This window comes from Streptomyces sp. NBC_00102 (assembly GCF_026343115.1).
Lineage (GTDB): Bacteria > Actinomycetota > Actinomycetes > Streptomycetales > Streptomycetaceae > Streptomyces.
In genome coordinates, this window is the sequence record NZ_JAPEMC010000001.1 from 3,394,183 (window position 1) to 3,416,290 (window position 22,108).

Below are 22,108 nucleotides of genomic sequence, written 5' to 3' on the forward strand. Positions count from 1 at the left end.
CTGCCGGTCAGGCCTGGGTGAGCGCCCAGATGCCGACCGCGAAGCAGACCAGCGCGACCAGCAGGACCGGGACCGCCACCTTCGGGGACGGTCCCGGTCGGGCCGTACGGGCCTGTGGGCCGGTGGGGAAGGGAGGGGCGGCGGGTGCCTGGGCCTGTGCCGTGCCCGCCGAAAGGCTGTGGGGCGCGGTGTAGCCGCGCGTCGGGGCGGTTCCGGGGTGTCCCGGGGCGGTCGCGGCGGTGGCCGAGGGGGGCGTGTGCGCGCCGGATTCCGGGACGGGCGCCGGGTTGCCGGGCCGGGTCGCCGGGGCGGGCGGCGGGGCCAGATGGAAGCTGCCGGTCTCCGACATGGACGGCACGGGTCCCGGAGGCGGCGGGGTGGGTTCCTCGGTCGCCGCGGGCGTTTGGCGGGGGAGTCGGCCTCCGCCGTGGGCCGGAGGAGGACCGCCGGGGGGCCCGTCGGGTGAGCTGCCGTACGGGTTGCCGTAGGGACTGGTGAGCGAGGGGCCGGGCGGGGTACTGAGCGGGCCGTCCGGGCCGAAGCCGTCCGGGAGCGGCCCGATCTGGTCGAACACCTCCACCGGTTCCTCGCCGGCCGGGGTCTCGGGCAGCATCTCCGCCGCCGCGGCCAGCGCCTTGCGCGCCCCGGTCGCCGTACGGAAACGCGCCTGGGGATCGGGCTGGAGCAGCCCTGCGAGCACCTGCCAGAGGGGCTCGGGCACGCCTTGGGGGGCGCCGGGGGTGCCGTGGGCGACGAAGTGCTCGACGATCGCCCGCGAGTCGGGCTTCCGGCCGTGCAGGAGGTAGAGCGCGACGAGCCCCACCGCGAAGAGGTCGGCGGGGAAGTCGGGTTCGGCGCCCAGCATCTGTTCCGGCGCGAAGTAACCAGGCGTCCCGACCACGTAGTTGGTCTCGGTGAGCCGGGGTTCGCCCTTGCGCATCGAGATGCCGAAGTCCGACAGCCGAAGGTGCGGGCGCCCCGAACCGGTCGCCTCCAGAAGGATGTTGGCGGGTTTGATGTCGCGGTGGACCACGCCTTCCGCGTGTACGGTCGACAGCCCCGAGAGCAGCTGGTCGAGCAGCAGGCAGACGAAGCGCGGCGGCAACGGGCCGTAATCTCCTATGACATGGGCCAGCGAGCCACCGCTGACCAGGTCCATGGTGAACAGGACCTTGTCGTCGTCGGCCGCCCAGCTGGCGGGAGCGAGCACATGGGGATGCTCGATGCGCAGCGCCTGCTCGCGCACGAAGCGCAGGAGTGTGTGCGCGTCGCTCTGCTGGAGCACCTTGGCCGCGACGTACCGGCGGCGGCGGTGGTCCCAGGCGCGCCAGACGGCGCCCACGCCGCCGCGTCCGATCGGATCGACCAGTTCGTACCGGCCGGCGAATACCTCACCCATTGCGCTGTGTCCGCTCCCAGTCCTGTGCCGGATGGTGCCGGGTGCCGGAACTCCGGGTGCGGCCGGGTGCCAGGTCGTCGGGTGAGTCCCTGGCACCGGTGTGCGGCGTGCGGCTGGTGCTGGTGCCGCTCCCGGCGAACCTCCGCCTCCAGGCGGTGGCCACGCCCTAGTTCTGGTGCCCCTCGTAGTGTGCGACGGCGTCCGCGGTGCGGCCCGCGCCGTACACCCGGAGGAACTCTGCCAGTTCGGGGTGGGTCGGGGCGAGGGAGTCGGCCGCGTCGATGATGTCGCCGGCCGCGGAGACCGACCGCAGCAGCGACTGGATCTCGCGGACGACGCGGCGGACCGTGGGTGCTCCGCCGGTGGTCGTCGTCTGGCCGGTGCTGGACAGAACCGATCCTCCTTGGGACTTCTTGACCTGGTCCATCCGGTCGGTGGCCTCGCCCGCGCTGACACTGCCGTCGGCGACCTGGACCGCGAGTTCCTGGAGTGCCTGGACGCGCTGGACCACAGCGGGGTTGCCGATCTTGGCCCGTTGGCCGCTCATCAGCTGGGAGAGCATGGGCGCGGACAGCCCGAGTACCGCCGCGAGCCGGGCCTGATTCAGGCCAAGATCATCGATCAGTCGGCGGAAGAGCGCGCCCAGCGGCTCCCCGTACCAACTGCGCTGGAGTTCCCTGGCTCTTGCGGTTGCCTCTTGCTGCGCTGCGTCCATCACGCCTCCCCTTCGCTGCTGCGAACCTAGTCGGACATCTTACGGAGAGTGGTCGTCCGCCGGGAGTCCCCATCTCTTTGTGGGAAACCCGCCCGGACCCGGTACTCTGGTCTGCGACGGGCGCCCCACGTACACGACGTGGACGGCGGCGTTCGTTGTTCGGGGCCTTAGCTCAGTTGGTAGAGCGCTGCCTTTGCAAGGCAGATGTCAGGAGTTCGAATCTCCTAGGCTCCACCTCTCGAAAGCCCTCCTGACCTGTGGAAACGCGGGTCAGGAGGGCTTTTTTCGTGGGTGGGCGGGCAGGCGCGCCGACTGCTCAGTCCCGTGGCAGGTCCTTCATCCGGCGGTAGCGCGAGCAGAAGACCAGCAGCCAGGTGACCGACAGCACCAGTGCGCCGGCCCACAGTGCGGCACGGACCCCGACGAGTTCCCCGAGCACGCCGGCGAGGACCGATCCGATGGCCATGGCGCCGGTCAGCAGGAACCGGAAGGTGGCGTTCATGCGGCCGAGCAGAGGGGCGGGGGTGACCGTCTGGCGGTAGGTCACCTTGAGGACGTTGTCGACGCCGATCTTGAAGGTGATCAGCAGATAGGCGCCCACGGCGGGCCACAGCATCGCGCCGCCCGTCATGAACGGGATGAAGAAGGCCGTCGGTACGACGCAGAGACCGGGCACCCACATCGCGCGCCCCTCGCCGATCTTCCGGGCGATGGCCCGCGCCGACAGGGAGCCGAGGAACACGCCGACGCCCGCGACCGCGAGGAAGGCGCCGAGGGCCCCCTCGGGCAGGCCCAGGTCGCGGACGAACAGCACCGGCAGGACGGTGACGATCGTCTGGGTCGCCAGGTTGTTGCAGGCTCCCTCCAGGGCGAGCGGGCGCAGCAGCGGGTGGCCCAGGACGAAGCGGGTGCCCTCCAGGATCTCCCGGCCGAGGTGGGCGTTGGCCCTCGGCGGCGGGAGATCGGGTTCGGGGCGGCGGAGTGCGAGCAGGCAGAACGCGGAGCAGAGGTAGGAGCAGGCGTCCACCAGGACGGCCAGGGGCGCCGTCAGGAGCTGGACCAGGTATCCGCCCAGGCTCCGCCCGGCCACCTGGTTGACGGCCTGCATGGTGACGAGTCTGGCGTTGGCGGCTCCCAGGTGCTCCCGCCCCACCACGTGGGGCAGGAAGCTCTGGTTGGACACGTCGAAGAAGACGGTGGCGACCCCCGAGAGCAGCACCACGGCGTACAGCTGGACCATGGTCAGGGCGCCCGCCCACCAGGCCACCGGGACCGATCCGAGCAGGGCCGTACGGACCAGGTCGGCGGCTATCTGGAGCCGGCGCTTGCGCATCCGGTCCGTCCAGGCGCCGGCGGGCAGCCCGATGAGCAGGAACGCGAGCGTGCCCAGGGCACCGAGCGCGCCCACCTGGCCCGGTGTGGCGTCGAGCACCGTGACGGCCAGCAGGGGGATCGCCAGATAGCTGATCTGCGTGCCGAGGGTGCTCACCGCCGACGCGGCGAACACGTACCGGAAGTCCCTGATCCGGAAGACCGAGGGGGGCGGCCCGGAGGCCGGTCGGTCATCGTCGGTCACGGTGGCGGTCATGGCGGTCGGCCTCCTGGACTCCGGGGCTCCGGTGGTACGTGGCATCGTGGGTCAGCCGACCGCGATGCGGATCTTCTGGTCCGTCTCCAGGCAGCGGGCTTCGGCCTCGGCGGCGTCCGCGCCGCTGGAGAGCGCGTATCCGGAGCTGCAGTCCGCGAGGGTGTTGAGTACCGGGACGACGTCGCCGGGGTTCCTGGCGACCACGGCACCCGTCTCCAGGTCGCGCAGTTCGGCGAGGAGCGGCAGGTAGACACCGTCCAGTTCGCCGGGTGCCAGGCGGCGCACGACCGCCGGGTTGTCCTCCGCCACCGTGACGGAGGCGACCACGCCGGGGTCGGGCCGGAAGAACCTGATGGCCGCCCCGCCCACCGGCTCGGGCGGTTCGGCGGGCAGTTCCTCGATGCCGAGCGGCACGGTGAGCATCATGCGGGCGAGGTCGGGTCCGAAGGCGCGGCGGACCAGTTCCGGGATGGCGTGGCCGCCCAGCCGGGCGTGCGACTCCAGGACCCTGGGGCCCTGGGGCGTCAGCACGAACTCGCTGTGCGAGGGGCCCTCGGTGAGGCCCACCGCGTCCAGCAGCCGGGCGGTCAGGGAACGCAGTTCGGGCAGCCAGGGCTGTGCGAGCCGACTGGGCGTGCTGACGGCCCATTCCACGTACCGCTCGTTGACCTGGTACTCGGAGTAGCCGATGGGCAGGTGCCGGCCCGCGTGCGAGAAGGACTCGACGCTGATCACCGGCCCGTCGAGGTACTCCTCGGCGAGGGCCTCGGAGAAGCCCGCCGCGGTCATCTCCCGGAAGGCCTTGGCCGTCTCCACGGCGTCCTCGGCCCGGTGGATGTGCCGGCTCGCCGCACCGTCCACCGGCTTGAGGACGAGCGGCGCCCCGAGGGACCGCTGGAACTCCTCGGCCTCCTCGGCACTGCGGACCACCCGGTGCCGCACCGGGCTCAGACCGTGCCGGTCCAGGGCCGCGCGGGTGAGCGCCTTGTCCTTCAGGGTCCTCGCCGTGGTGGCGCCGACGCCGGGCAGCCCGAGGGCGTCCGTGACGTACCCGGCGCAGATCCCGGCGGGCTCCGAGGTGGTGAGGACGCGGTCGAAGGGGCGTTCCTCGTGCAGCGGCCGCAGTACGGCGAGGACGGCGGGGCCGTCGGTGATGGGCGCGTGGACGATGCGTTCGCAGTGCTCCGCGACGGACGGCTCGTACAGGCCCTCCTCGTGGACGAGCACCACGTCGATGCCCAGCTCCTTGGCGCCGGCGACGGGGGCGGGGCGCCCGCCGATCCAGGCCACCCGGAAGGGACGTGTCATGCGGGTCTCCTTGTGCTGGTTCTCGGTCAGGCCAGGTCGAGGGTGTCGGCGAGGAGCCGCGCCACCACGTCGTTGCCGTGGTCGGTGTAGTGGGCGCGGTCCACGTAGAGCCACTCGTCCTCGGTGACGGCCGCGGCGAGGACCGGGTTGAGGTCGACGAAGCCGATGTCCCGCTTCTCGCAGCCGGCCCGCAGCCGGTCCGCGAATTCCCGGCTGACCTCGGGCGTCGAGATGTTGCCGTACAGCGCTTCCCAGGTGCCGAGCTTGGAGATGCGGTCGATCTCGTCGAACAGCAGCTGCTCCTGCGGGGCGTGCCGGTCGCGCAGCCACAGCGCCATGGGCTGGAGCACGTACGTGAGGCGGGCCTCGGGGCCGGCGAGGAGGCGCCAGGTGTCGAGGTGGCGGAGGGTGAGGTCGGCCGCGGCGGCGACGACCGCGGGGACGTCGCGGCTCACCTCGTCGTGGGTGGAGATGGTGCGGCGGCGCGGGGTTTTGCGGCCGAGGCGGCGGGCGGCCTTGCGGTTGGCCTCGCGCAGTTCCTCCATCGCGTCGAAGTACTCGCCGCAGAACCAGAACGCGCCGTGGTCGCCCTGCTGCCACTCCGGGAGCCGCCCGACCGTGAGGTCGTTGAGGCCGGAGAAGACGACCACCTCGTCGATCTCGGGGACGAGGTGGCGGTGGAGCATGAAGAGCAGGATCTCCTGCGTCGAGTTGTAGCAGCGGCCGCCGAAGTTGAGCCAGGGGCGGGACGGCGCGTGCTCCGTCCACAGGCGGGAGGCGAGGGTGGTCGCGTCGCTGGTGGAGCCGATGCCGAGCACGGTGGAGCTGCCGGACAGGATGCGTACCGGTCCGGCGGGGACGTGCCCGCCGGCCGAGGCGGTCTGCCCGTCGGGGCCGTGGGTCAGGCGGAATCCGGCGCGGTCGGTGTTGATGACGTCCGAGCGGTAGTCGGCCTGGTGGAAGTACATGAGGTACGGCAGGTAGCGCGCCTCGCCGCGGTCGTCGAAGCGGGCGTACTCCTGGAGTTGCGGCGTCAGTTCGTCGCGGTGCAGTGTCATGGGGCGGGTGATCCTGTCCGGGAGATACGGGGAGTGGGTCAGGTGGTGGCGACACGCGCGGCGATGGCGGCGAGCATGCCGCCCATCGCGTACCGCTGGATCCGCAGCCACTTGGGCCGCTTGCCGAGGAAGTCCGCGATCGTGCCGGCGCTGATGGCGATGAGGCCGTTGACGGTCACCGCGATGCTGATCTGCGTGAGCCCGAGCAGCAGGCTCTGCAGTGCGACGGGGCCGTGGCCGGGCCGGACGAACTGCGGCAGGACGGAGATGTAGAGGATGGCGATCTTGGGGTTGAGCAGGTTGGTGACGAGCCCCATCGTGAAGAGCTTCAGCGGCGGGTCCGGCGGGAGGTCCTGCGGGGTGAACGCGGAGCGCCCGCCTGGCTTGAGCGCCCCCCAGGCCAGGTAGGCGAGGTAGGCGGCGCCGGCCAGCTTGATCGTGGTGTAGAGCGCCGGGACGAGCGTGAAGAGCGTGGCGATGCCGACGACGGCGGCGAGCAGGTAGACGAAGAACCCGACCGCGACGCCCGCCAGGGACATCAGACCCGCACGGCGGCCCTGGATGATCGAACGGGACACCAGGTACATCATGTTGGGCCCCGGTGTGAGGACCAGGCCGAGCGCGACGAGCGCCATGCCGATGAAGGACGAGAGGCTGACCATGGGTTTCCTTGTCGCGGGGGGTTCAGCGGTCCAGGCCGCAGGCCGACCGGGGCGGGGAGTGGGGCACGCAGACCATCGAGGTCTCGCGCGCGGCGGTCTCGACGGCCGTGCGCACCTCCTGGCTGGTGGCGCCCTGGAAGCGCATGCGGATGCCGACGTGTTCGTAGCCGCCGACCTTGGGCAGTACGTCCCCGGCGGCCGGCACGACATGGGTGTACGGGCCTCCGTCCCCGGGCAGCGGCACCGAGGCGGCGACCACCTTGCAGGGCGGCGGTACCGGTGACGGTACGAGCAGCCAGCCGCCGACCTGCCAGTTCTCGGGGGTCTCCAGGCCGGGCCGGTTCCCCAGCTGGACGTCGGCGGCGGCGGCCGCCAGGTCGAGGCCGTGCACCTCGCGCCAGACGAACGGGATCTCCGCACCGCCCACGCGCCAGCCGACCTCCAGGAACGTCAGCCGGACCGAGCCGTCCTCCTCGGTGCCGACGAACACCTCCAGGTGGAACACCCACGGCTGCCGGCCGCCCAGCGCCCGGCCGACGGAAGCGGTGAACTCCCCTATCGGCCCGAGCACGTCCGGATCGTCCTCCTCGATCGAGCCGAGGACGGCCCCGTCGGTGAAGTCGACGCAGGTGTTGAGGTAGCGGGAGGCGCGCCAGGGGCCCAGTTCCGTACCGGTCCAGACGCCGTCCACGTGGTAGATCGCGTCCTCGACGTACTCCTGGACCACCCGGCTCTCGGCGGGAGCCGCCTCCAGCTTCGGCAGGTCCTCCGGGGACTCCAGGCGCATGACGCCCCGGCTCGCGGTCCCCCGGCGGGGCTTCACCACGACGGGCCAGCCGTGGGTCTGCGTGAACTCCTTGACCGCGGCGGAGTCCGGGGCGTCGGCGAAGGCCGGGGTGCGGACACCGGCGGCGTGCACCACCTCCGCCATGATCAGCTTGTCCCGGAACGGGGCCAGGTCGTGGTAGCTCTGCCCGGGGCAGCCGAGCTGGCCGCGCAGCAGGGCCGCGGTCTCCAGGTCGCCCTCGTTGAGCGCCATCACCAGGTCGGGGGCGCCGAAGCGGACCGACAGGGTGGACACCGCCTCCAGCACGGCGGGCAGGTCGTCGGTGGCGCGGACGGTGACGGTGCCGGCCGCGCCCACCGGGATGGACTCCCGGGCCAGGGCCGTCGTCACGTAGGTGACGCGGTGGATGCGGTGGTCGATGTAGTCCTCGTAGCGGGCGTAGTGGTCACGCCAGCGGTGGAGCACCACGACGTGCTGGCTGCGGATGGTCATCGCGGATCAGATCCGTTCTTCGGTGTCGGGGCCGGTGCCGGGGCCGCCGAGTGGACGGCCCCGGCACCGGGGGGTGCAGGTCAGCCGATGTGGAAGCGGACCCGGGTGTTGACGTCCTCGCACTTGGCGACGGCGTCGTCCGCGTCGCGGCCGGATGCGATGACGTAGCCGGAGACGCAGTCGGCGACGGTCAGCAGCGGGGGAATCTCCTCGCCGGGGTTCTTGGCGACGAAGGCGGCGACGTCCTGGTCCGCGAACTCGTCCAGGTGGGGGAGGAAGACCAGCGGGACCACGCCGGCAGGCTTGCGACGGATCTCGATGTCGAGGTCGTCGGCGAGCTGCACCTCGGTGACCACGCCGGGCTCCGGGGTGAAGAAGCGGACCGCGGCGCCGCCGATCGGCTCGGGGGAGGTCTCCGGGAGCGTGTCGATGCCGAGCGGCACCGTCATGAACCAGCGGTTGAGGTCGCACCCGAAAGCGCGCCGCACCAGTTCCGGGGCCCCGCTGCCGGCCAGCCGGGCGTGCGACTCCAGGACCCGGGGGCCCTGGGGCGTCAGCACGAACTCGCTGTGCGAGGGGCCCTCGGTCAGGCCCACCGCGTCCAGCAGCTGCACGGTGAGCGTGCGCAGCGCGTCCAGGTGCGGTACGGCGTAGCGACTGGGGGTGCTCACCTCCCACTCGACGTACCGGTCGTTCATCCGGTACTCGGAGTAGCCGATGGGGACGTGGCGGCCGGCGTAGGAGAAGGAGTCGACCGAGACGACCGGTCCGGTCAGGAACTCCTCGGCGATGATGCCGGTGATGCCGTCGGCGTCGAGCCGTGTCCACGCCTCGGCGGCTTCCCCGGCGTTCGCGGCGAGGTGGATGTGGAGGCTGGCGACGCCGTCCACCGGCTTGAGGACGATGTCGCCGCCGACCTCGTCGGCGAAGGCGGCGGCCGCCTCGGGGCTGCTCACCATGGTGTAGCGGACCGGGCTGATGCCGTGCTTGTCGAGCAGTTCGCGGGTGAGTGCCTTGTCCTTCAGCGCGCGGGCGGTCGCCTCGCTGACACCGGGCAGGCCGAGCGCGTCGACGACGTAGCCGGTCGACTCGGCCGCGGGCTCGGTGGTGGTGAGCACCCGGTCGAAGGGGCGCTCCGCGTGCAGGGGCCGGAGGGCGGCGAGGATGGCCGGTCCGTCGTTGATCGGCACATGGACGATGCGCTCGCAGTGCTCCGCGATCGACGGGTCGTAGGCACCCTCCTCGTGGACGAGGACGACGTCGATGCCGAGTTCCTTGGCACCGGTAATGGGCGCGGGACGGCCACCGATCACAGCTATGCGGTACATGGTGCGGGTCTCCTTGGGGTGTGGGTCGGTGCGGGGGTGCGGTCAGCTCGCGTAGCAGCGGCGCAGCCAGCGGGCGGTGGCCGCGGGACCGGGTTCAAAGGCGCGGCGGCGGTGCAGCACGCGGTAGTTGTCGAAGATGAGGAAGTCGCCGGAGGCCAGGGTGATGTCGGTCGAGGGGACCCTGGAGAGCGCGTCGGAGAACTGGGTCAGGCCGCCGGCGGCGTGCGGCGACAGGCCCCGGGCGGTGCCGCGGTCGTAGCGCACCTGGTGCTGTCCGCTCGGGTCACGCTCGAATATCGGTATCTCGTCGAGCAGTTGGGGCGAGGCGTCGAAGTCGTTGGAGTCGGGGGCGCCCACCGCGAAGTGGGGCTGCTCCAGCCGGCGCAGCTGCTCGGGCGAGAGTGCCTCCACGGCGTCCTCGACGGCCGTGATCTCGGTGGGCACCCGCTCCTCGTTGCGGACCGTGTAGAAGGTCAGGTACTGCGGCACGAAGCGGCGCGGGTCGCTGCCGCCGGTGCCGAACGGCAGGTGCGGGTTGTCCGTGTGCCAGAAGAACTCGGAGTCCGCTCCCCAGGAGCTGGTGGTCCCGGCGGCGGCCGGGTTGGGCACCACGTTGCGGATCAGCCGGCCGTGGTTCTCGTAGGAGACCGCGAACGGGGTCACGCCGAGCAGTTGGATGAGCCCGAAGTGCAGGGCGTTGACCACGCTGAGGGACGGTTCGTCGCCGAATCCGCTCACCGGGGTGGGCCCGAACTCCTGTACGGGGAGGTTGCCGAGGACCAGTGCGTGGCATCCGGTCGCGGGGAACAGGCGGAGCGAGTCCAGGAGTTGTCCCGGCAGGTGGCTGCGGAGCACGTAGGCGCCGATGTGGGCCAGCACGGCCTCGTCGTCGTCGGAGTCGAGCACCGACTCGACGAGCCGCGCGGTGAGCTCCTTCAGCACGAGGTCACGGGTGCCGTCGTCCAGCCGGAGGCGGACCAGTCGCAGGCGGCTCGGAGCGGCCGGCGTGGTGGCGTCGTCGTCCTGTCGTACGGGGGGCGCCATCGGTCACCTCCCTCCCTGGGACGTGACCCAGTAGGTCGCCGCCGAGCGGTCGAAGCGCCGGGTCATGGGGTCGCGGACGAGCCGCTGCACCCCGCCGATCGGTACGACGAACAGGTGGTAGAGCAGGAACAACAGGGGCTTCTTCATGGGAACGGCGTCTTTCTCGCGGTTCGGTGCGGATGGGTCGGGACGGTGCTTCGGTGCATCGGCGCGTCTCAGTCGAGCGGGATCTCCTCGCGCCAGTCCACGGCCTCCTGCCACTTCGGCTGGTCGGTCTTGGTGAGCCAGAAGTTGCCGAGGGCGAGGTGGTCGATGTCGGTGCGCATGAAGCACGTGTAGGCGTCGCGGGGCGAGGTGACGATGGGCTCTCCCCGCACGTTGAAGCTGGTGTTGACGAGCACCGGGCAGCCGGTGGCGGCCTTGAACGCGGTCAGCAGCCGGTGGTAGGGCGCGTTGTTGTGCTCGGAGACGGTCTGCACCCGCGCGGAGGAGTCGACGTGGGTGACGGCCGGAATGGTGGAGCGCCGCACCTTGAGCAGGTCGAGGCCGCTCGCCCCGCCCGCGTCGACGTCCATCAGCCGCTGGGATTCCGCGACCGGCGCGACCACGAGCATGTACGGGCTCTCCTGGCCGAGGGCGAAGTAGTCCTTGGCGTCCTCCGTGAGGACGGAGGGTGCGAACGGCCGGAAGGACTCGCGGAACTTGATCTTGAGGTTCATCGCCGACTGCATCCGCGGTGAGCGCGGGTCGCCGAGGATGGACCGGGCGCCCAGCGCGCGTGGACCGAACTCCATGCGTCCCTGGAACCAGCCGACGATCTTCTCGTCGGCCAGCACCCCGGCCGCGCGGTCCGCGATGCCCTGCGGGGTCAGCCGCTCGTGCGGGATCCCCTCGGCCTCCAGGTACGCGGCTATCTCCTCGTCCCCGAAGCCGGGACCGAGCAGTGAGCCGGACATCCCGTCCCGGCCCGTGCCGAGGTGCGCGCGCGGCGTGCCGGCGCCGTGCGCGACGGCGAGAGCGGCACCGAGGGCGCCTCCCGCGTCACCGGCGGCCGGCTGGATCCACACCTCGTCGAAGACGCCTTCCCGGATGATCCGGCCGTTGGCCACGCAGTTCAGCGCGACGCCGCCCGCCAGGCAGAGCCGGGTTTCGCCGGTCAGCTCGCGCGCGCTCTTCGCCAGCCGCACCACCACGTCCTCGGTGACCTTCTGCACGGAGGAGGCGAGGTCGAACTCCCGCTGGGTGAGCTCGCCCTCGGGGGTCCGCCGGGGTCCGCCGAACAACTGCTCGAAGCCGCGCCCGGTCATCACCTGCCCGCGGAGGTACTCGAAGTAGCGCATGTCCAGGCGGAACGAGCCGTCGTCCTTGATGTCGATCAGCCGCTCGCGGATGACCTGCTCGTACCGGGGCTCGCCGTAGGGCGCGAGGCCCATGAGCTTGTACTCGCCCGAGTCGACCTTGAAGCCGCAGAAGTAGGTGAACGCCGAGTACAGCAGCCCGAGCGAGTGCGGGAAACGGATTTCGGAGAGGGGGTCGAGGCTGGTGCCCCGCCCGTGCCACAGCGTCGTGGTCGCCCACTCGCCGACGCCGTCGATGCACAGCACCGCGGCGGACTCGTAGGGGCTGGGGAAGAAGGCGGAGGCCGCGTGCGACTCGTGGTGGCGGTGCACCCGGATCTCCGGGACGCGTCCGAGGCCCAGTCGCTCCAGGCTCTCGCCCACCGTGCGGACGGTGTGGCGCTTGCGCGAGACCCACTCGGGCAGCGACTGCGCGAACGACTCGAAGCCGCGGGGGCCCGCCGCCGCGAACGTGGTCAGGACGCGGCGGTACTTGAGCGCCGGGTCCTCGTAGTAGGCGACGGCGGAGACGTCGTCGAGGGTGGCGCCGGCCTGCTCCAGGCAGTAGGCGGCCGCCCGGGCGGGAAAGGCGGGGTCGTGGCGGACGCGGCTGAAACGCTCCTCCTGCGCCGCGGCGATGGGGACGCCGTCGGCGACGAGTGCGGCCGCGCTGTCGTGGTAGTAGGCCGAGAGGCCCAGAACCAGCTCGGTCATGGGGATGCAGCTCCTAACGAGCGTGACGTACGGGAGTGGGGGCGGTGCGCCGGGCGCGCCGTTGCGCTCGCCTGGCCCGCAGTCCCGAGGGCGGGTTGAGCGACCGGTAACCCGCACGGACACGGGCCCAGGTCTCGGTGACGGCAGAGGAGGCGACGCCCGACAGGTGACTGTCGACGGCGTCGGCTGCCCACGCGGAGTGGCCGCTGGAGACGTTGTCGATGGTGTTGTGGATGTCGACGAAGCGGGTGCTGAAGCCGTACTCCTTCAGCGCGATACGGGCCCGTCGGTAGGAACCCCCGACGCCGGACAGCTCCATGGCCAGGTTGAGACCGAGCACCTCCGGCAGGAACGTGCGGGGGAAGCGGCCGACGCACAGCCAGTAGACGGGCAGCTCGAAGGACGCGTCGTCGAAGCCGTCCCAGAGGGAGAAGGCACGGGAACCGGTCGGCGGCAGCTCCACCCCCATCTCGGTGAGCACCTCGCGGTAGATGAGCGGGTGGTTCAACCGGGGCTCTCCGTTGCCGAGTTCGTCCCAGTAGGTCTCGAAGAGCGAGAACCCGATCTCGGACGACGCCTGCTCGTAATCGGTGAAGCCCTGGAGCCAGCCGCCGTCGATCAGGGTCAGCGGCGCGAGCTGCACGGTCGAGTCGACCAAGGCCTCCCGCGAGGGCAGCGGAATGTCCGCCCCGTCGGTGAACTCCGTCCCGTGGCGGTCGTGTTCGGACCGCAGCCAGGGGCGCAGACCCCCGGCCGGCCAGACCGCGGGCAGGCCGACGGAGGCGTCCGCCATCCCGTGCCCCGACCGGGCGAGCCAGCCACGCACGTACTCGTCGGCCCACTGGAGCAGTGCCGGGGTCCCCGCGCGGGTCTGCAGCATCCAGTACGCCTCGCGCAGGTCGGACGGCGCGCGTCCCGGATCGGTGGCGGCCGTGTTCCGGCCGGGGACCGCGAGGCGCAGCCGTTCCGGTGCGGGGCGGTCGCGGTGGTCCGCCGGCTCGACGGGCGCCGCGTCGCGGGGAGGCAGCGCGTCGATCCAGCGGCGGACGACCACCAGGTCCTCGTCGGAGAAGACCCGGAACATGGGCCCGCGCTCCCCGACCAGGCCGTTGACGAGCGAACTGCTGTCGGCCCTGCCGGGTTTGACCATGCGGCTGCGTGCCAGTGCGCCGAGCAGCGGACCGGGGTCGGTCATGCTCTCCGTCAGCCACCGCGACAGCGGCTTGCCCTCCAGCGGGAAGCCGTCGTGGTAGACAGCCCCCTCCCGGGCGCGCAGCCTCAGCAGTTCGGCCATGTCGTAGGCCGGGTCCAGGGCCTGTTCCATCCGTACGTACAGGTCCTCGCTCCAGGCGCGCACCGCTTCGAGTGCCCAGGCGAAGCCGTTCACGACCCGCCCCGCCGTGTCCCCGGGTCCGTCCTCGGCCAGCGCGGCCACCGCGTCCAGCGCACTCTCCGCGGCGGAGGTCCCGCCGGGTTCGCGCGCGGCCCCCGCGTCGACGGCGGTCCAGTCCCCCGCGTCGGGGTGCGCCGCCCGCAGCGGACGCAGCGGCGGAAGCAGCCCGAGTGTCCGCAGACACAGATCGGCGCCGAGGACCTCGGCACGGAAGTCGTCGGGCCGTCGCCCGAGGGCGAGCAGAACGGCCGGTACGTGGAACGCCGCGTCGCCGACCCGTTCGTCCTGGGCCAGCCGGGAGCCGGGTACCGCGTACTCGGCCAGCCGCAGCCGGCGAAGGACGGTGAGGTAGGCGCTGCCCCGGGAGGCATGCGGGTGTCCGACGCCCACGTCGGAGGCGTAGAGCGAGAGGACGCGCAGCGCCGCCGGGTCGTCGGCGTTGCCGGGCCCGCTCAGCCACTGGAGCCATGCCCCGGAGTGCAGGGCCAGCGGTGCGGAGGCGAGCGCGGCCTTGCGCACCAGGCTCTCCCGGGCACCGGCGGCGGTGGCGCGCTCCAGGAGCGCGCCGTACCGCCGTTCCTCCTCGGCGCACCAGGCGGTGGCCTCGGAACGGAGCGCGGCGACGTCCGCGCCCGGTGCGCCCTGTCCGCGGGCGAGTTCCGCGCGCAGGGCGTCGAGCAGCGGCCCGTCCGGGAGCAGACACTCGGGGTCGGTCACTCGCACATAGAGGTTCCGTGCGGTGGAGGTGCTGTCGGGCGCGGGGTCGGCGGCGGGGTACGGGACTGTCGCCGTGGGGCCGTGCAACCTCTGTTCTCCGTTCGTGTGCACTGCTTCGGGCGGATGCGACGAGATGCGGGGATTCGGTGACGAGTCAGAACATCGGATAGATGGACGCGTCGTTCTTCTTTCGGCGCTTGCGCCGGAATATCTTTTCCTGAATTTTCCGCCAGAAAGACATGGGTGTACCGTTCTTTCGTTTCGGATTACGGCTCGGGAAGTCAGCTGAAAAGAGGACCGCGGTGGGTCTTGTGCTGTGCGGCTTGTGCCACCGGGCGCACGACGAGCTGATCCACGTTCACGTGCTGGGGGAGGCCCACGGCCAGAGCGATGCATTCCGCGACGTCGTCGGCGAGGAGAGGCCTGTCGACTCCCTCGTAAACGGCGGCCGCCCGGGATCTGTCGCCTGCGAAACGATTGAGTGCGAATTCGTCGGTGTGCACCATTCCGGGTGCGATCTCGATCACGCGCGTGGGTGTGCCGCTCAATTCGAGGCGCAGGGTTTCGTTCAGCGCGTGCTCGGCGTGCTTGGCCGCGCTGTAGCCGCCGCCGCCCTCGTAGTTGACCTGGGCGGCGGTCGAGGTGACCGTGACGATGGTGCCCCCGGAAGCCGACCTGCGCAGTAGCGGCAGCAAAGCCTTCGTCACGCGCAGGGTGCCCAGCACGTTGACGTCGAACATCCACTGCCAGTCGGCGGTGGATGCCTCGGCGACCGGCTCGGCGCCGTGGGCGCCACCCGCGTTGTTCACGAGGACGTCACAGCTGCCGAGGGTGCCCAGGGTCTTCCGGACGGCGTCCTCGTCGGTGATGTCGCACACGACGGCCAAGCCGCCGATTTCCTCGGCGATTTCAGCCAGTCGATCCGGGCGACGGGCGACGAGCACCACCCGGTATCCGTCCTTGGCGAGACGTCGTGCGGTGGCCCGGCCGATTCCGCTGCTCGCGCCGGTGACCACGGCAGTGCGAGTCATTTTTCCCCCCTGATCATTTCAGTAATTCTGGACCGGACTTCCGGTTTCATCCCCAGGCCGAGTCGTCCAGGTGTTCCACGGCAATGGCCGGGGCGGACGTGCTGTGAATCGCCCCGAAATGAGCCGTTCCTCCCAGGGCTGAGAGCAGTGCGAGCGTCGCGATACCGAACGTGATTCTTTTCAATGTCTTTTCCTTTACTCAATGGAAAGTGTGAAGGCGATGTGATGGCGCTTTGCGGAGATTACTCTGTCGAATATATTTGCGGCTACACGCTGTGAGAGGGTTTAGCTGCAGTGCGTGAACACGAAGGGGGTCCATATGTGCCAAAAAACGGACGAGGTGCAGCAAAGTGAAAACATTCACGTGTGTGCCCTGGGGGTCGCCGCCTATCGGTCGGCCCTGAAGACCGGCAGCATCACGGGCGAGGTGCCGGACTGCGTCGTCCAGCTGGGTCTGCTCCGCGAAGGGGCCCACTCGGCGGACGGGCTCATTCCTGTTCCCCCGGACGTGGCTCTGTTCGGGCTCACCCAGCCCATCGAGCGCTCGATCCTGAACAGCCAGCACCAGCTGGCCTCGCTCCGCGTCGAGGCCTCGCGCATGGAGAGCGTCTACATGGAGGCCCTCCACGAGGAGGGCGAGGGCGAGACGGTCCGGCGGCTGACCGGTGCCGACGTCATCAGCGCCGCGCTGGAGCAGGCGGTCAACTCCTGCACCACGGAGCTCCTCACGATGCAGCCGGGCGGCGGCCGGTCCGAGGCGCTGCTCACCGAGGCGATAGCACGCGACCGCGAGCTGGGCGCACGCGGCGTACGGCAGCGGACCCTCTATCAGCACTCGGTACGCCAGCACGACGCGACGCTCGCCTACATCGAGCAGGTGACGGCCGTCGGCGCCGAGATACGCACCGTCGACGAGCTGTTCGACCGCGTGATCGTGTGCGACCGGAAGATCGCCTTCATCCCCGGCGTCGAGAAGCGCAGCACCTCGGCGCTGGCCATCCGCAACCCGGGCATCGTCCAGCACCTCGTCAAAGCCTTCGAGTACGTCTGGTCCGGCGCCGAACCGGTCGCCATGAATCCGCGCATCCTGCGGCCCGACAGTCTCGGTGAGGCCATACACCAGTCCGTCCTCAGACTGCTGGTGACCGGCCATCCGGACAAGGTCATCGCCAACCGGCTCGGCATCAGCGTCCGTTCCGTCGCCAACCACGTGAAGCGGGCGTCGGAGGCCCAGGGCAGCAAGAGCCGGGCGGAGCTGGGGTATTCACTGGCCTTGCAGGGGATGAGGGTCGAGAGGTAGCGGGCCGGCGTCTCGCGCTCGGGGATCGGTCCGTCCCCTGCCGCACCGCGCGGGTTGCCGTCGACGAGGCCGGCACCCCCCGCGTGCCGCCGGGACCGCGCGGCCCGCGGTCGGGGCCGCACGCACGTCTGCCCCGGTCCGAGGGGTTCGGACCGGGGCAGACGTGCGCAGGTGCGGGAAGGCGGGGCGGCGGCACCGGCCGGTGCCGCCGCCCCGCGGGGCTTCCGTGGCCCGGTGCCCCCCGGGGGGAGTCACCGGACCGGTGGATCAGTGTCCCGAGTGGCCCTTGTCGTGGCCGTTCTCGTGGCCCTTGCCGTTCGAGCCGTGGCCCTTGCCGTCGTTGTTCTTCGAGACCTTGCCCAGCTTCGCGGTGACCGCGGGCTCCAGGTTCTTGAACTGCGAGGTGTACGGGCCGACCTTGATGCCCTTCACGCCGTTCAGGCCGGCGAGCTCCTCGAACGCCGAGCTCTGCGAGGCGGTGGTGAGGACGCGGATCGCGCTGCGCTGGAGGTCGCCGAGGCGCAGCGGGTAGCCCTGGGCGGGGTAGTCGCCCTTGATCGCGACGGTGTAGGCGACCACCGGGCTGCTGTCGTCACCGGCCGTGGCGTGCTGGACGTTCGTCAGGCTGATGCCGGCCTTCTGGGCGGCGGTCAGACCGGCGGCGCTCGGGTCGAGCAGTGCGGCGACTGCCTTGTACGCGGCGTCGACCGAGGCGTACTTCGCGTTCGCGGTGAACACCTGGTTGTTATACGCGTCCCGGACGGTCTCGCCGGACAGCGGGGTCTTCGACAGGTCGGTCTTGGCGTCGACGGTGGTGTTCAGGGTCGTACCACCGGTGGCCGACGGCGTGAAGCCGCCGAACTGCCAGGTGTAGGAGGTGCGGGTGGTGGTGACGGTCCGGTTGTACACGGGCAGGCCCGTGACGTCGGTGGTCGGCGCCACCTGCTTGATGGCGTTGATGACCTCGGCCGGGTTGCCACCGGGCTCGATGAGGTCGTTGCCGGCGTACATCGAGGTCAGCGAGCCGTGGCTGCCGCCCCAGTCCGACATGACCGTGCCCTTGTAGCCCCACTCGCCGCGCAGCAGGTCGGTGAGCAGGTCGTAGTTGCTCGCCGTCCAGGTGCCGTTGATCTTGTTGTAGGAGCTCATCACCGACATCGGCTGGGCGGCCTTGACCGCGATCTCGAAGCCCTTGAGCTCGATCTCGCGCAGCGTGCGCTCACCGATCACCGAGTTGCTGGTGGTGCGGTTGGTCTCCTGCGAGTTCTCGGCGAAGTGCTTGATCGTCACGCCGACGCCGGGGATGGACTGGACGCCCTCGGTGGTGGCCGCGGCGGTCAGGCCGGAGACCAGCGGGTCCTCCGAGTAGTACTCGAAGTTGCGGCCGTTGAGCGGGTCGCGGTGGATGTTCATGCCCGGCGCGAGCCAGAGCTGGACGCCGTACTCCTGCATCTCCTCACCGACGGCCGTACCGACCTCGGCGACCAGGCCGCGGTCCCAGCTCTGGGCGAGCAGGGTGCCGACGGGCCAGGCGGTGCCGAACTGGTAGGTGGCGGCGTCGCCCGTGCCGATCTGCTGCGTGAGGCGGAGGCCGGCGGGGCCGTCCGACAGCGCCATGCCGGGGATGCCGAGCTTCTCGTAGTTCGGCGTGGTGTAACCGGCGGCGCCCTTGGCGGTGAGCGTGGTGCCCGCGGCGCTGGAGCCCTCGACGATGTCGGCGAGCTGGGAGACGCTCAGGCCGGCGACGAACTGCTCCATGGTCGCCTTGCCCTTGGCGACGTCGTACAGGGTGGTCGCCGTGTTCGTGGACACGTGCTTGACCTGCTCACCGGTCTTCGGGGCGTACGCCGAACCGGTGCCCTCCCAGTTCTTCTGCTTCGGGTCGAGGTAGACCGTGGTGGAAGAGATCTTGTCGCCGTCGAGGGCGTAGTAAGGGGAGGAGGAGTCGACCGAGACGTTCTGCTGGTACGGCGACGCCTTCTTCTCCGTACGGAACGAGGACGGGTTCAGCTTGATCCGGTCGGCCCGCGCGATCTCCGACTTCTCACCCGGGTAGGTGTAGAAGTCGGAGGTGGAGCTGGTGAGCTCGGTGGCGGGCTTCTGGTCGTTCAGCTCGGTGTGGTCCTGCTCGGTGACCACGGACTTCGCGAGGTTGAGGCGGGCCGCGACGTGCGTGTTGCGGGAGGAGTTGCCGACGCGCACCACGTAGTCGCCGGCGTCCAGGACGTAGGCCGCGCGGGACTCGTCGTAGGAGGCGAGCGAGGTGGTGTCGAAGCTGATCGTCACCGTCTGGGACTGGCCGGGGGCGAGGTTGTCGGTCTTCGCGTAGCCGGTGAGCTGCTGGTACGCCTTGTCGAGCCCGGTCTGCGGGGCCGACACGTAGACCTGGACGACCTCCTTGCCGGAGTAGGTGTGCCCGGTGTTGGTGACCTTGGCGGTGACCTTGACGGTCTTGGCGTCGGCCTTGACCTGCTGCGCCTTGATGTCGAAGTCGGTGTACGACTGGCCGTAGCCGAACTCGTAGTTGACGACGCTCGACGGGTCGGCGGGGTTGAGCTTCTTGTAGAGCGAGTCGAAGTAGCGGTAACCGACGTAGATGCCCTCGGAGTACTGCTCCGTCAGCGGGTCGTTGTCGTTCTTCCCGAACGTGGCGGACGCCGGGTAGTACGAGTACTGCGAGGCCCAGGTGTCGGTGAGCTTGCCCGACGGGGTGACGGTGCCGTTCAGCACCTCGGTGAGGGCGGCGCCGCTCTCCTGGCCGGCCTGGCTCATCAGCAGCAGCGCGTCGAGCGCCTGGCCGCCGGGAGCGTCCTTGACCTCGCTGTTGATCTGCTGGAAGAACGAGGTGTCGACGATGCCGCCGGTGTTCAGCACCACGACGACGCGCTTGTACGTCTGGCCGAGCAGCTTCAGGTTGGCGCGCTCGATGTCGGTGAGCTGGTAGTCGCCCTTGCCGGAGGTGCGGTCCGAACCTTCGCCGGAGTTCCTCGCCACGACGAAGACCGCGGTGTCGGTGGCGGCCGAGGGCGCCACGTTGGCGGCGGTCAGCGGCTGCTCGACGGAGGCGTAGTCGACGGTCGAGCCGAAGGTGCTGCCCGTCGCGCTGGCCGGGTACTTGGTGTCGTACGCCTGGGTCATCGCGGACCAGTAGGCGTCGCTGGTGGTGACCTTGTAGCCGGCGTCGGTCAGGCCCTGGCGGGCGGAGATCGTGTACCGGTTGTTGACGTTGCCCGAGCCAGTACCGCCCTTGACGGTCTTGTAGGCACCGACACCGAAGAGCGCGACGTTGCCCTTTTTGGCGATCGGGAGCGCGTGGTCGTGGTTTTCGAGAAGGACCATGCCCTGGGTGGCGGCTTCCCGCGACAGCGCCGCGTTCTTCAGCTCCAGCGCAGCCGGGTTGGGGTCGGAGGTGGCCGCGGAGGCCGCGGGAACTCCGGTGAAGACGATGCCGGCGACGACCGCGGTGGCAGCGGCGATCGCGATGGCCCGGCCTCGGCGCGCACCTCTGGGGAGACGTGTGGTGTACATGTCAGTAAGTCCTCTCTCAACCGCAATGTCCAGATAGGAGGTTCACGCCGGACGGGCAAACCTCCTGCCCGGAGGTCTGCGGAAGGATCGTCCGCTCGGCGTGAGCTGAGCTGACCCTAAGAGCGACCTTTTCTGTGGTCAATGGCAAAAACATGATGAGTTTCGCGAGGTTTTCGACCCTTGATTGGCTAAATGATGATCGGCTTCTCCCTCTGGTCGGACACCGTGACAGTGGGCGGACGTTCTGCTATAAGGGCACGTCAGAGGGGTTGTTGAGAGCGTTCGAGCCCCGGAACCGGTTCCGGAGGGGTCGGACGGGGAAGGTGCCGTCGGCGTTCCGAGGAGGTTCATGTATCCAGAACTCGGTTCACAGGTTGTCGGAAACCAGGTCCCTCGGACGACTCCCGTGGCGGGCTATTCGGTTACGGGCGGCGGCACTTGAGGGTGAACGGGAGTCGTCGCACACCCGCCGCGTACGGGCGGCATGACCTTAGGATCTGCGCATGCCCCAGACGCCAGCAGGCTCCTCGCCCCGCGACCGGACTCGCGAGGACGTCTTCCGGCACATCCAGTCGTCGGGTCATCTGACCCGTGCGCGGATCGTCGAACTCAGCGGGCTCTCCCGGAGCACCGTCAACCACGCGGTGGCACGGCTGCTCGCCGACGAACGCGTCACCGAGACACAGGCGGAGGGCGGCGGACCGGGCTCCGGCAGCGGCCGTCCCGCAGCGGTGCTCCGCGCCGTACCCCGGGACGGGGACGCCCCGGTGGCGGCCATCGACTTCGGTCACAACCACATCAACGTGGCCTTGGGCGATTCCCTCGGCAGGCCCGTCGCCGAGGAACGGGTGGAGCTCGACGTCGATCTGCGTGCCGTCGAGGCGATCGACCGTGCGGCGGGGATGGTCGACGGACTGCGCGGATCGCTCGGGATCGACCGGCTCGGTGCCGTCGTCGCCGGAGTGCCCGGTCCGCTCGACACCGGATCAGGGCTGGTCCGCTCCCCCACCATCCTGTCGAGCTGGGTGGGCCTCGCTCCCCGCAAGGAGCTGGAACAGCGCCTCGGCGTACCCGTGCACGCGGAGAACGACGCCCTCCTCGGCGCGTACGGAGAACTGCACCTCGGCGTCGGCCGCTGCTACAACGACTTCCTCTACGTCAAGGTCTCGCACGGCATCGGGGCGGGCATCGTCGTCGGCGGAGCGCCCTACCGAGGGGCGCTGGGGTATGCGGGCGAGATCGGGCACACCCAGCTGCCGGGCCACACCGAGATGTGCCGCTGCGGTAACCGGGGCTGCCTGGAGACCGTGGTGTCGGTCTCCGCCCTCGCGGCGCAGATCGCCCACACCCATCCCGGAGTCGTGCCCGGTCCACGCTTCGCCACGCAGGTGAACGACCCCGTCACCGATCGAATCCTGGACGGCGCCGGCCGGACGCTCGGCGGCGTCCTCGCCTCGTTCTGCAACCTCCTCAACCCCTCGGCGCTGATCGTGGGCGGGGAACTGGGCACCTCCACCCGGGCACTCGTCGAAGGTGTCGCCACCGCGATCCGCCAGCACGCCCAGCCGGCCATCGCGGACGGGCTGGACATCCTCCCCGCCGGGCTCGGCACCCGGGCAGAGCTGCTGGGCGCGCTCCGGCTCGCCACCACGCTCGTACCGGAGTAGACGGTGTCACCGGTGTCCGGCCGGCGGTCCCGCGCGGGTC

General features: G+C 70.5%; 16 protein-coding genes and 1 tRNA gene. 3 read left to right on the top strand and 14 right to left on the bottom strand.

Going from position 1 to position 22,108, the window contains the following annotated elements; translation table 11 throughout:
• Positions 1 to 7 precede the first annotated feature (7 nt).
• Together OHA55_RS15115 and OHA55_RS15120 are read right to left on the bottom strand one after the other, a co-directional pair.
• On the bottom strand, positions 8 to 1,399 hold the full coding sequence (locus OHA55_RS15115; protein WP_266706624.1) for a serine/threonine-protein kinase: 1,392 nt from the start codon (positions 1,397 to 1,399) through the stop codon (positions 8 to 10).
• A 166-nt stretch (positions 1,400 to 1,565) separates the two neighbouring features.
• Positions 1,566 to 2,114: a DNA-binding protein gene (locus OHA55_RS15120; protein ID WP_266706625.1), complete on the bottom strand. Its 549-nt coding sequence runs from the start codon at positions 2,112 to 2,114 to the stop codon at positions 1,566 to 1,568.
• Between the two features lie 161 nt (positions 2,115 to 2,275).
• Here OHA55_RS15120 and OHA55_RS15125 point away from each other — a divergent pair.
• Positions 2,276 to 2,348 (top strand) — tRNA-Ala (locus OHA55_RS15125).
• An 82-nt stretch (positions 2,349 to 2,430) separates the two neighbouring features.
• Here the strand turns inward: OHA55_RS15125 and OHA55_RS15130 are convergent.
• The 11 genes from OHA55_RS15130 to OHA55_RS15180 all read right to left on the bottom strand — a co-directional run bounded on the left by OHA55_RS15130 (position 2,431) and on the right by OHA55_RS15180 (position 15,573).
• Complete coding sequence (locus tag OHA55_RS15130; RefSeq protein WP_266706626.1) at positions 2,431 to 3,702, bottom strand: MFS transporter; 1,272 nt, start codon at positions 3,700 to 3,702, stop codon at positions 2,431 to 2,433.
• A 51-nt stretch (positions 3,703 to 3,753) separates the two neighbouring features.
• The gene (locus OHA55_RS15135) at positions 3,754 to 5,010 is read right to left on the bottom strand and encodes an acetyl-CoA carboxylase biotin carboxylase subunit family protein (protein ID WP_266706627.1); all 1,257 of its coding nucleotides are present in this window, start codon (positions 5,008 to 5,010) and stop codon (positions 3,754 to 3,756) included.
• Positions 5,011 to 5,036: 26 nt separating this feature from the next.
• Positions 5,037 to 6,068, bottom strand: coding sequence for an Inducer of phenazine A (locus tag OHA55_RS15140; RefSeq protein ID WP_266706628.1), 1,032 nt, complete (start codon positions 6,066 to 6,068; stop codon positions 5,037 to 5,039).
• A gap of 38 nt (positions 6,069 to 6,106) precedes the next feature.
• Positions 6,107 to 6,730 carry a LysE family translocator gene (locus OHA55_RS15145; RefSeq protein WP_266706629.1) on the bottom strand — a complete coding sequence of 208 codons (624 nt, stop codon included), beginning with the start codon at positions 6,728 to 6,730 and terminating at the stop codon, positions 6,107 to 6,109.
• A gap of 22 nt (positions 6,731 to 6,752) precedes the next feature.
• Entirely contained in the window at positions 6,753 to 8,009 is a 1,257-nt protein-coding gene (locus tag OHA55_RS15150; protein ID WP_266706630.1) for an acetyl-CoA carboxylase biotin carboxylase subunit family protein, read from the bottom strand.
• Between the two features lie 80 nt (positions 8,010 to 8,089).
• Positions 8,090 to 9,337: a biotin carboxylase gene (locus OHA55_RS15155; RefSeq protein ID WP_266706631.1), complete on the bottom strand. Its 1,248-nt coding sequence runs from the start codon at positions 9,335 to 9,337 to the stop codon at positions 8,090 to 8,092.
• Positions 9,338 to 9,379: 42 nt separating this feature from the next.
• Positions 9,380 to 10,381 carry a TauD/TfdA family dioxygenase gene (locus tag OHA55_RS15160; RefSeq protein WP_266706632.1) on the bottom strand — a complete coding sequence of 334 codons (1,002 nt, stop codon included), beginning with the start codon at positions 10,379 to 10,381 and terminating at the stop codon, positions 9,380 to 9,382.
• A gap of 3 nt (positions 10,382 to 10,384) precedes the next feature.
• The gene (locus OHA55_RS15165) at positions 10,385 to 10,528 is read right to left on the bottom strand and encodes a hypothetical protein (RefSeq protein WP_266706633.1); all 144 of its coding nucleotides are present in this window, start codon (positions 10,526 to 10,528) and stop codon (positions 10,385 to 10,387) included.
• Positions 10,529 to 10,596: 68 nt separating this feature from the next.
• Positions 10,597 to 12,432, bottom strand: a complete 1,836-nt coding sequence (locus OHA55_RS15170; RefSeq protein ID WP_266706634.1) for a carbamoyltransferase — start codon at positions 12,430 to 12,432, stop codon at positions 10,597 to 10,599.
• Between the two features lie 13 nt (positions 12,433 to 12,445).
• A complete protein-coding gene (locus tag OHA55_RS15175) occupies positions 12,446 to 14,629 on the bottom strand; it encodes an iron-containing redox enzyme family protein (protein WP_266706635.1) in 2,184 nt (727 codons plus the stop codon).
• 194 nt (positions 14,630 to 14,823) lie between these two features.
• Positions 14,824 to 15,573, bottom strand: coding sequence for an SDR family oxidoreductase (locus tag OHA55_RS15180; protein WP_266706636.1), 750 nt, complete (start codon positions 15,571 to 15,573; stop codon positions 14,824 to 14,826).
• A gap of 364 nt (positions 15,574 to 15,937) precedes the next feature.
• On the opposite strand from OHA55_RS15180, the gene OHA55_RS15185 reads away from it, so the two are divergent.
• Positions 15,938 to 16,873, top strand: a complete 936-nt coding sequence (locus OHA55_RS15185; protein WP_266706637.1) for a LuxR C-terminal-related transcriptional regulator — start codon at positions 15,938 to 15,940, stop codon at positions 16,871 to 16,873.
• A gap of 267 nt (positions 16,874 to 17,140) precedes the next feature.
• On the opposite strand, the gene OHA55_RS15190 is transcribed toward OHA55_RS15185, so the two are convergent.
• A complete protein-coding gene (locus OHA55_RS15190; RefSeq protein WP_266706638.1) occupies positions 17,141 to 20,401 on the bottom strand; it encodes a glycoside hydrolase family 3 C-terminal domain-containing protein in 3,261 nt (1,086 codons plus the stop codon).
• A 503-nt stretch (positions 20,402 to 20,904) separates the two neighbouring features.
• Here OHA55_RS15190 and OHA55_RS15195 point away from each other — a divergent pair.
• The gene (locus tag OHA55_RS15195) at positions 20,905 to 22,068 is read left to right on the top strand and encodes an ROK family transcriptional regulator (RefSeq protein ID WP_266706639.1); all 1,164 of its coding nucleotides are present in this window, start codon (positions 20,905 to 20,907) and stop codon (positions 22,066 to 22,068) included.
• The last annotated feature ends 40 nt before the right edge of the window (positions 22,069 to 22,108 follow it).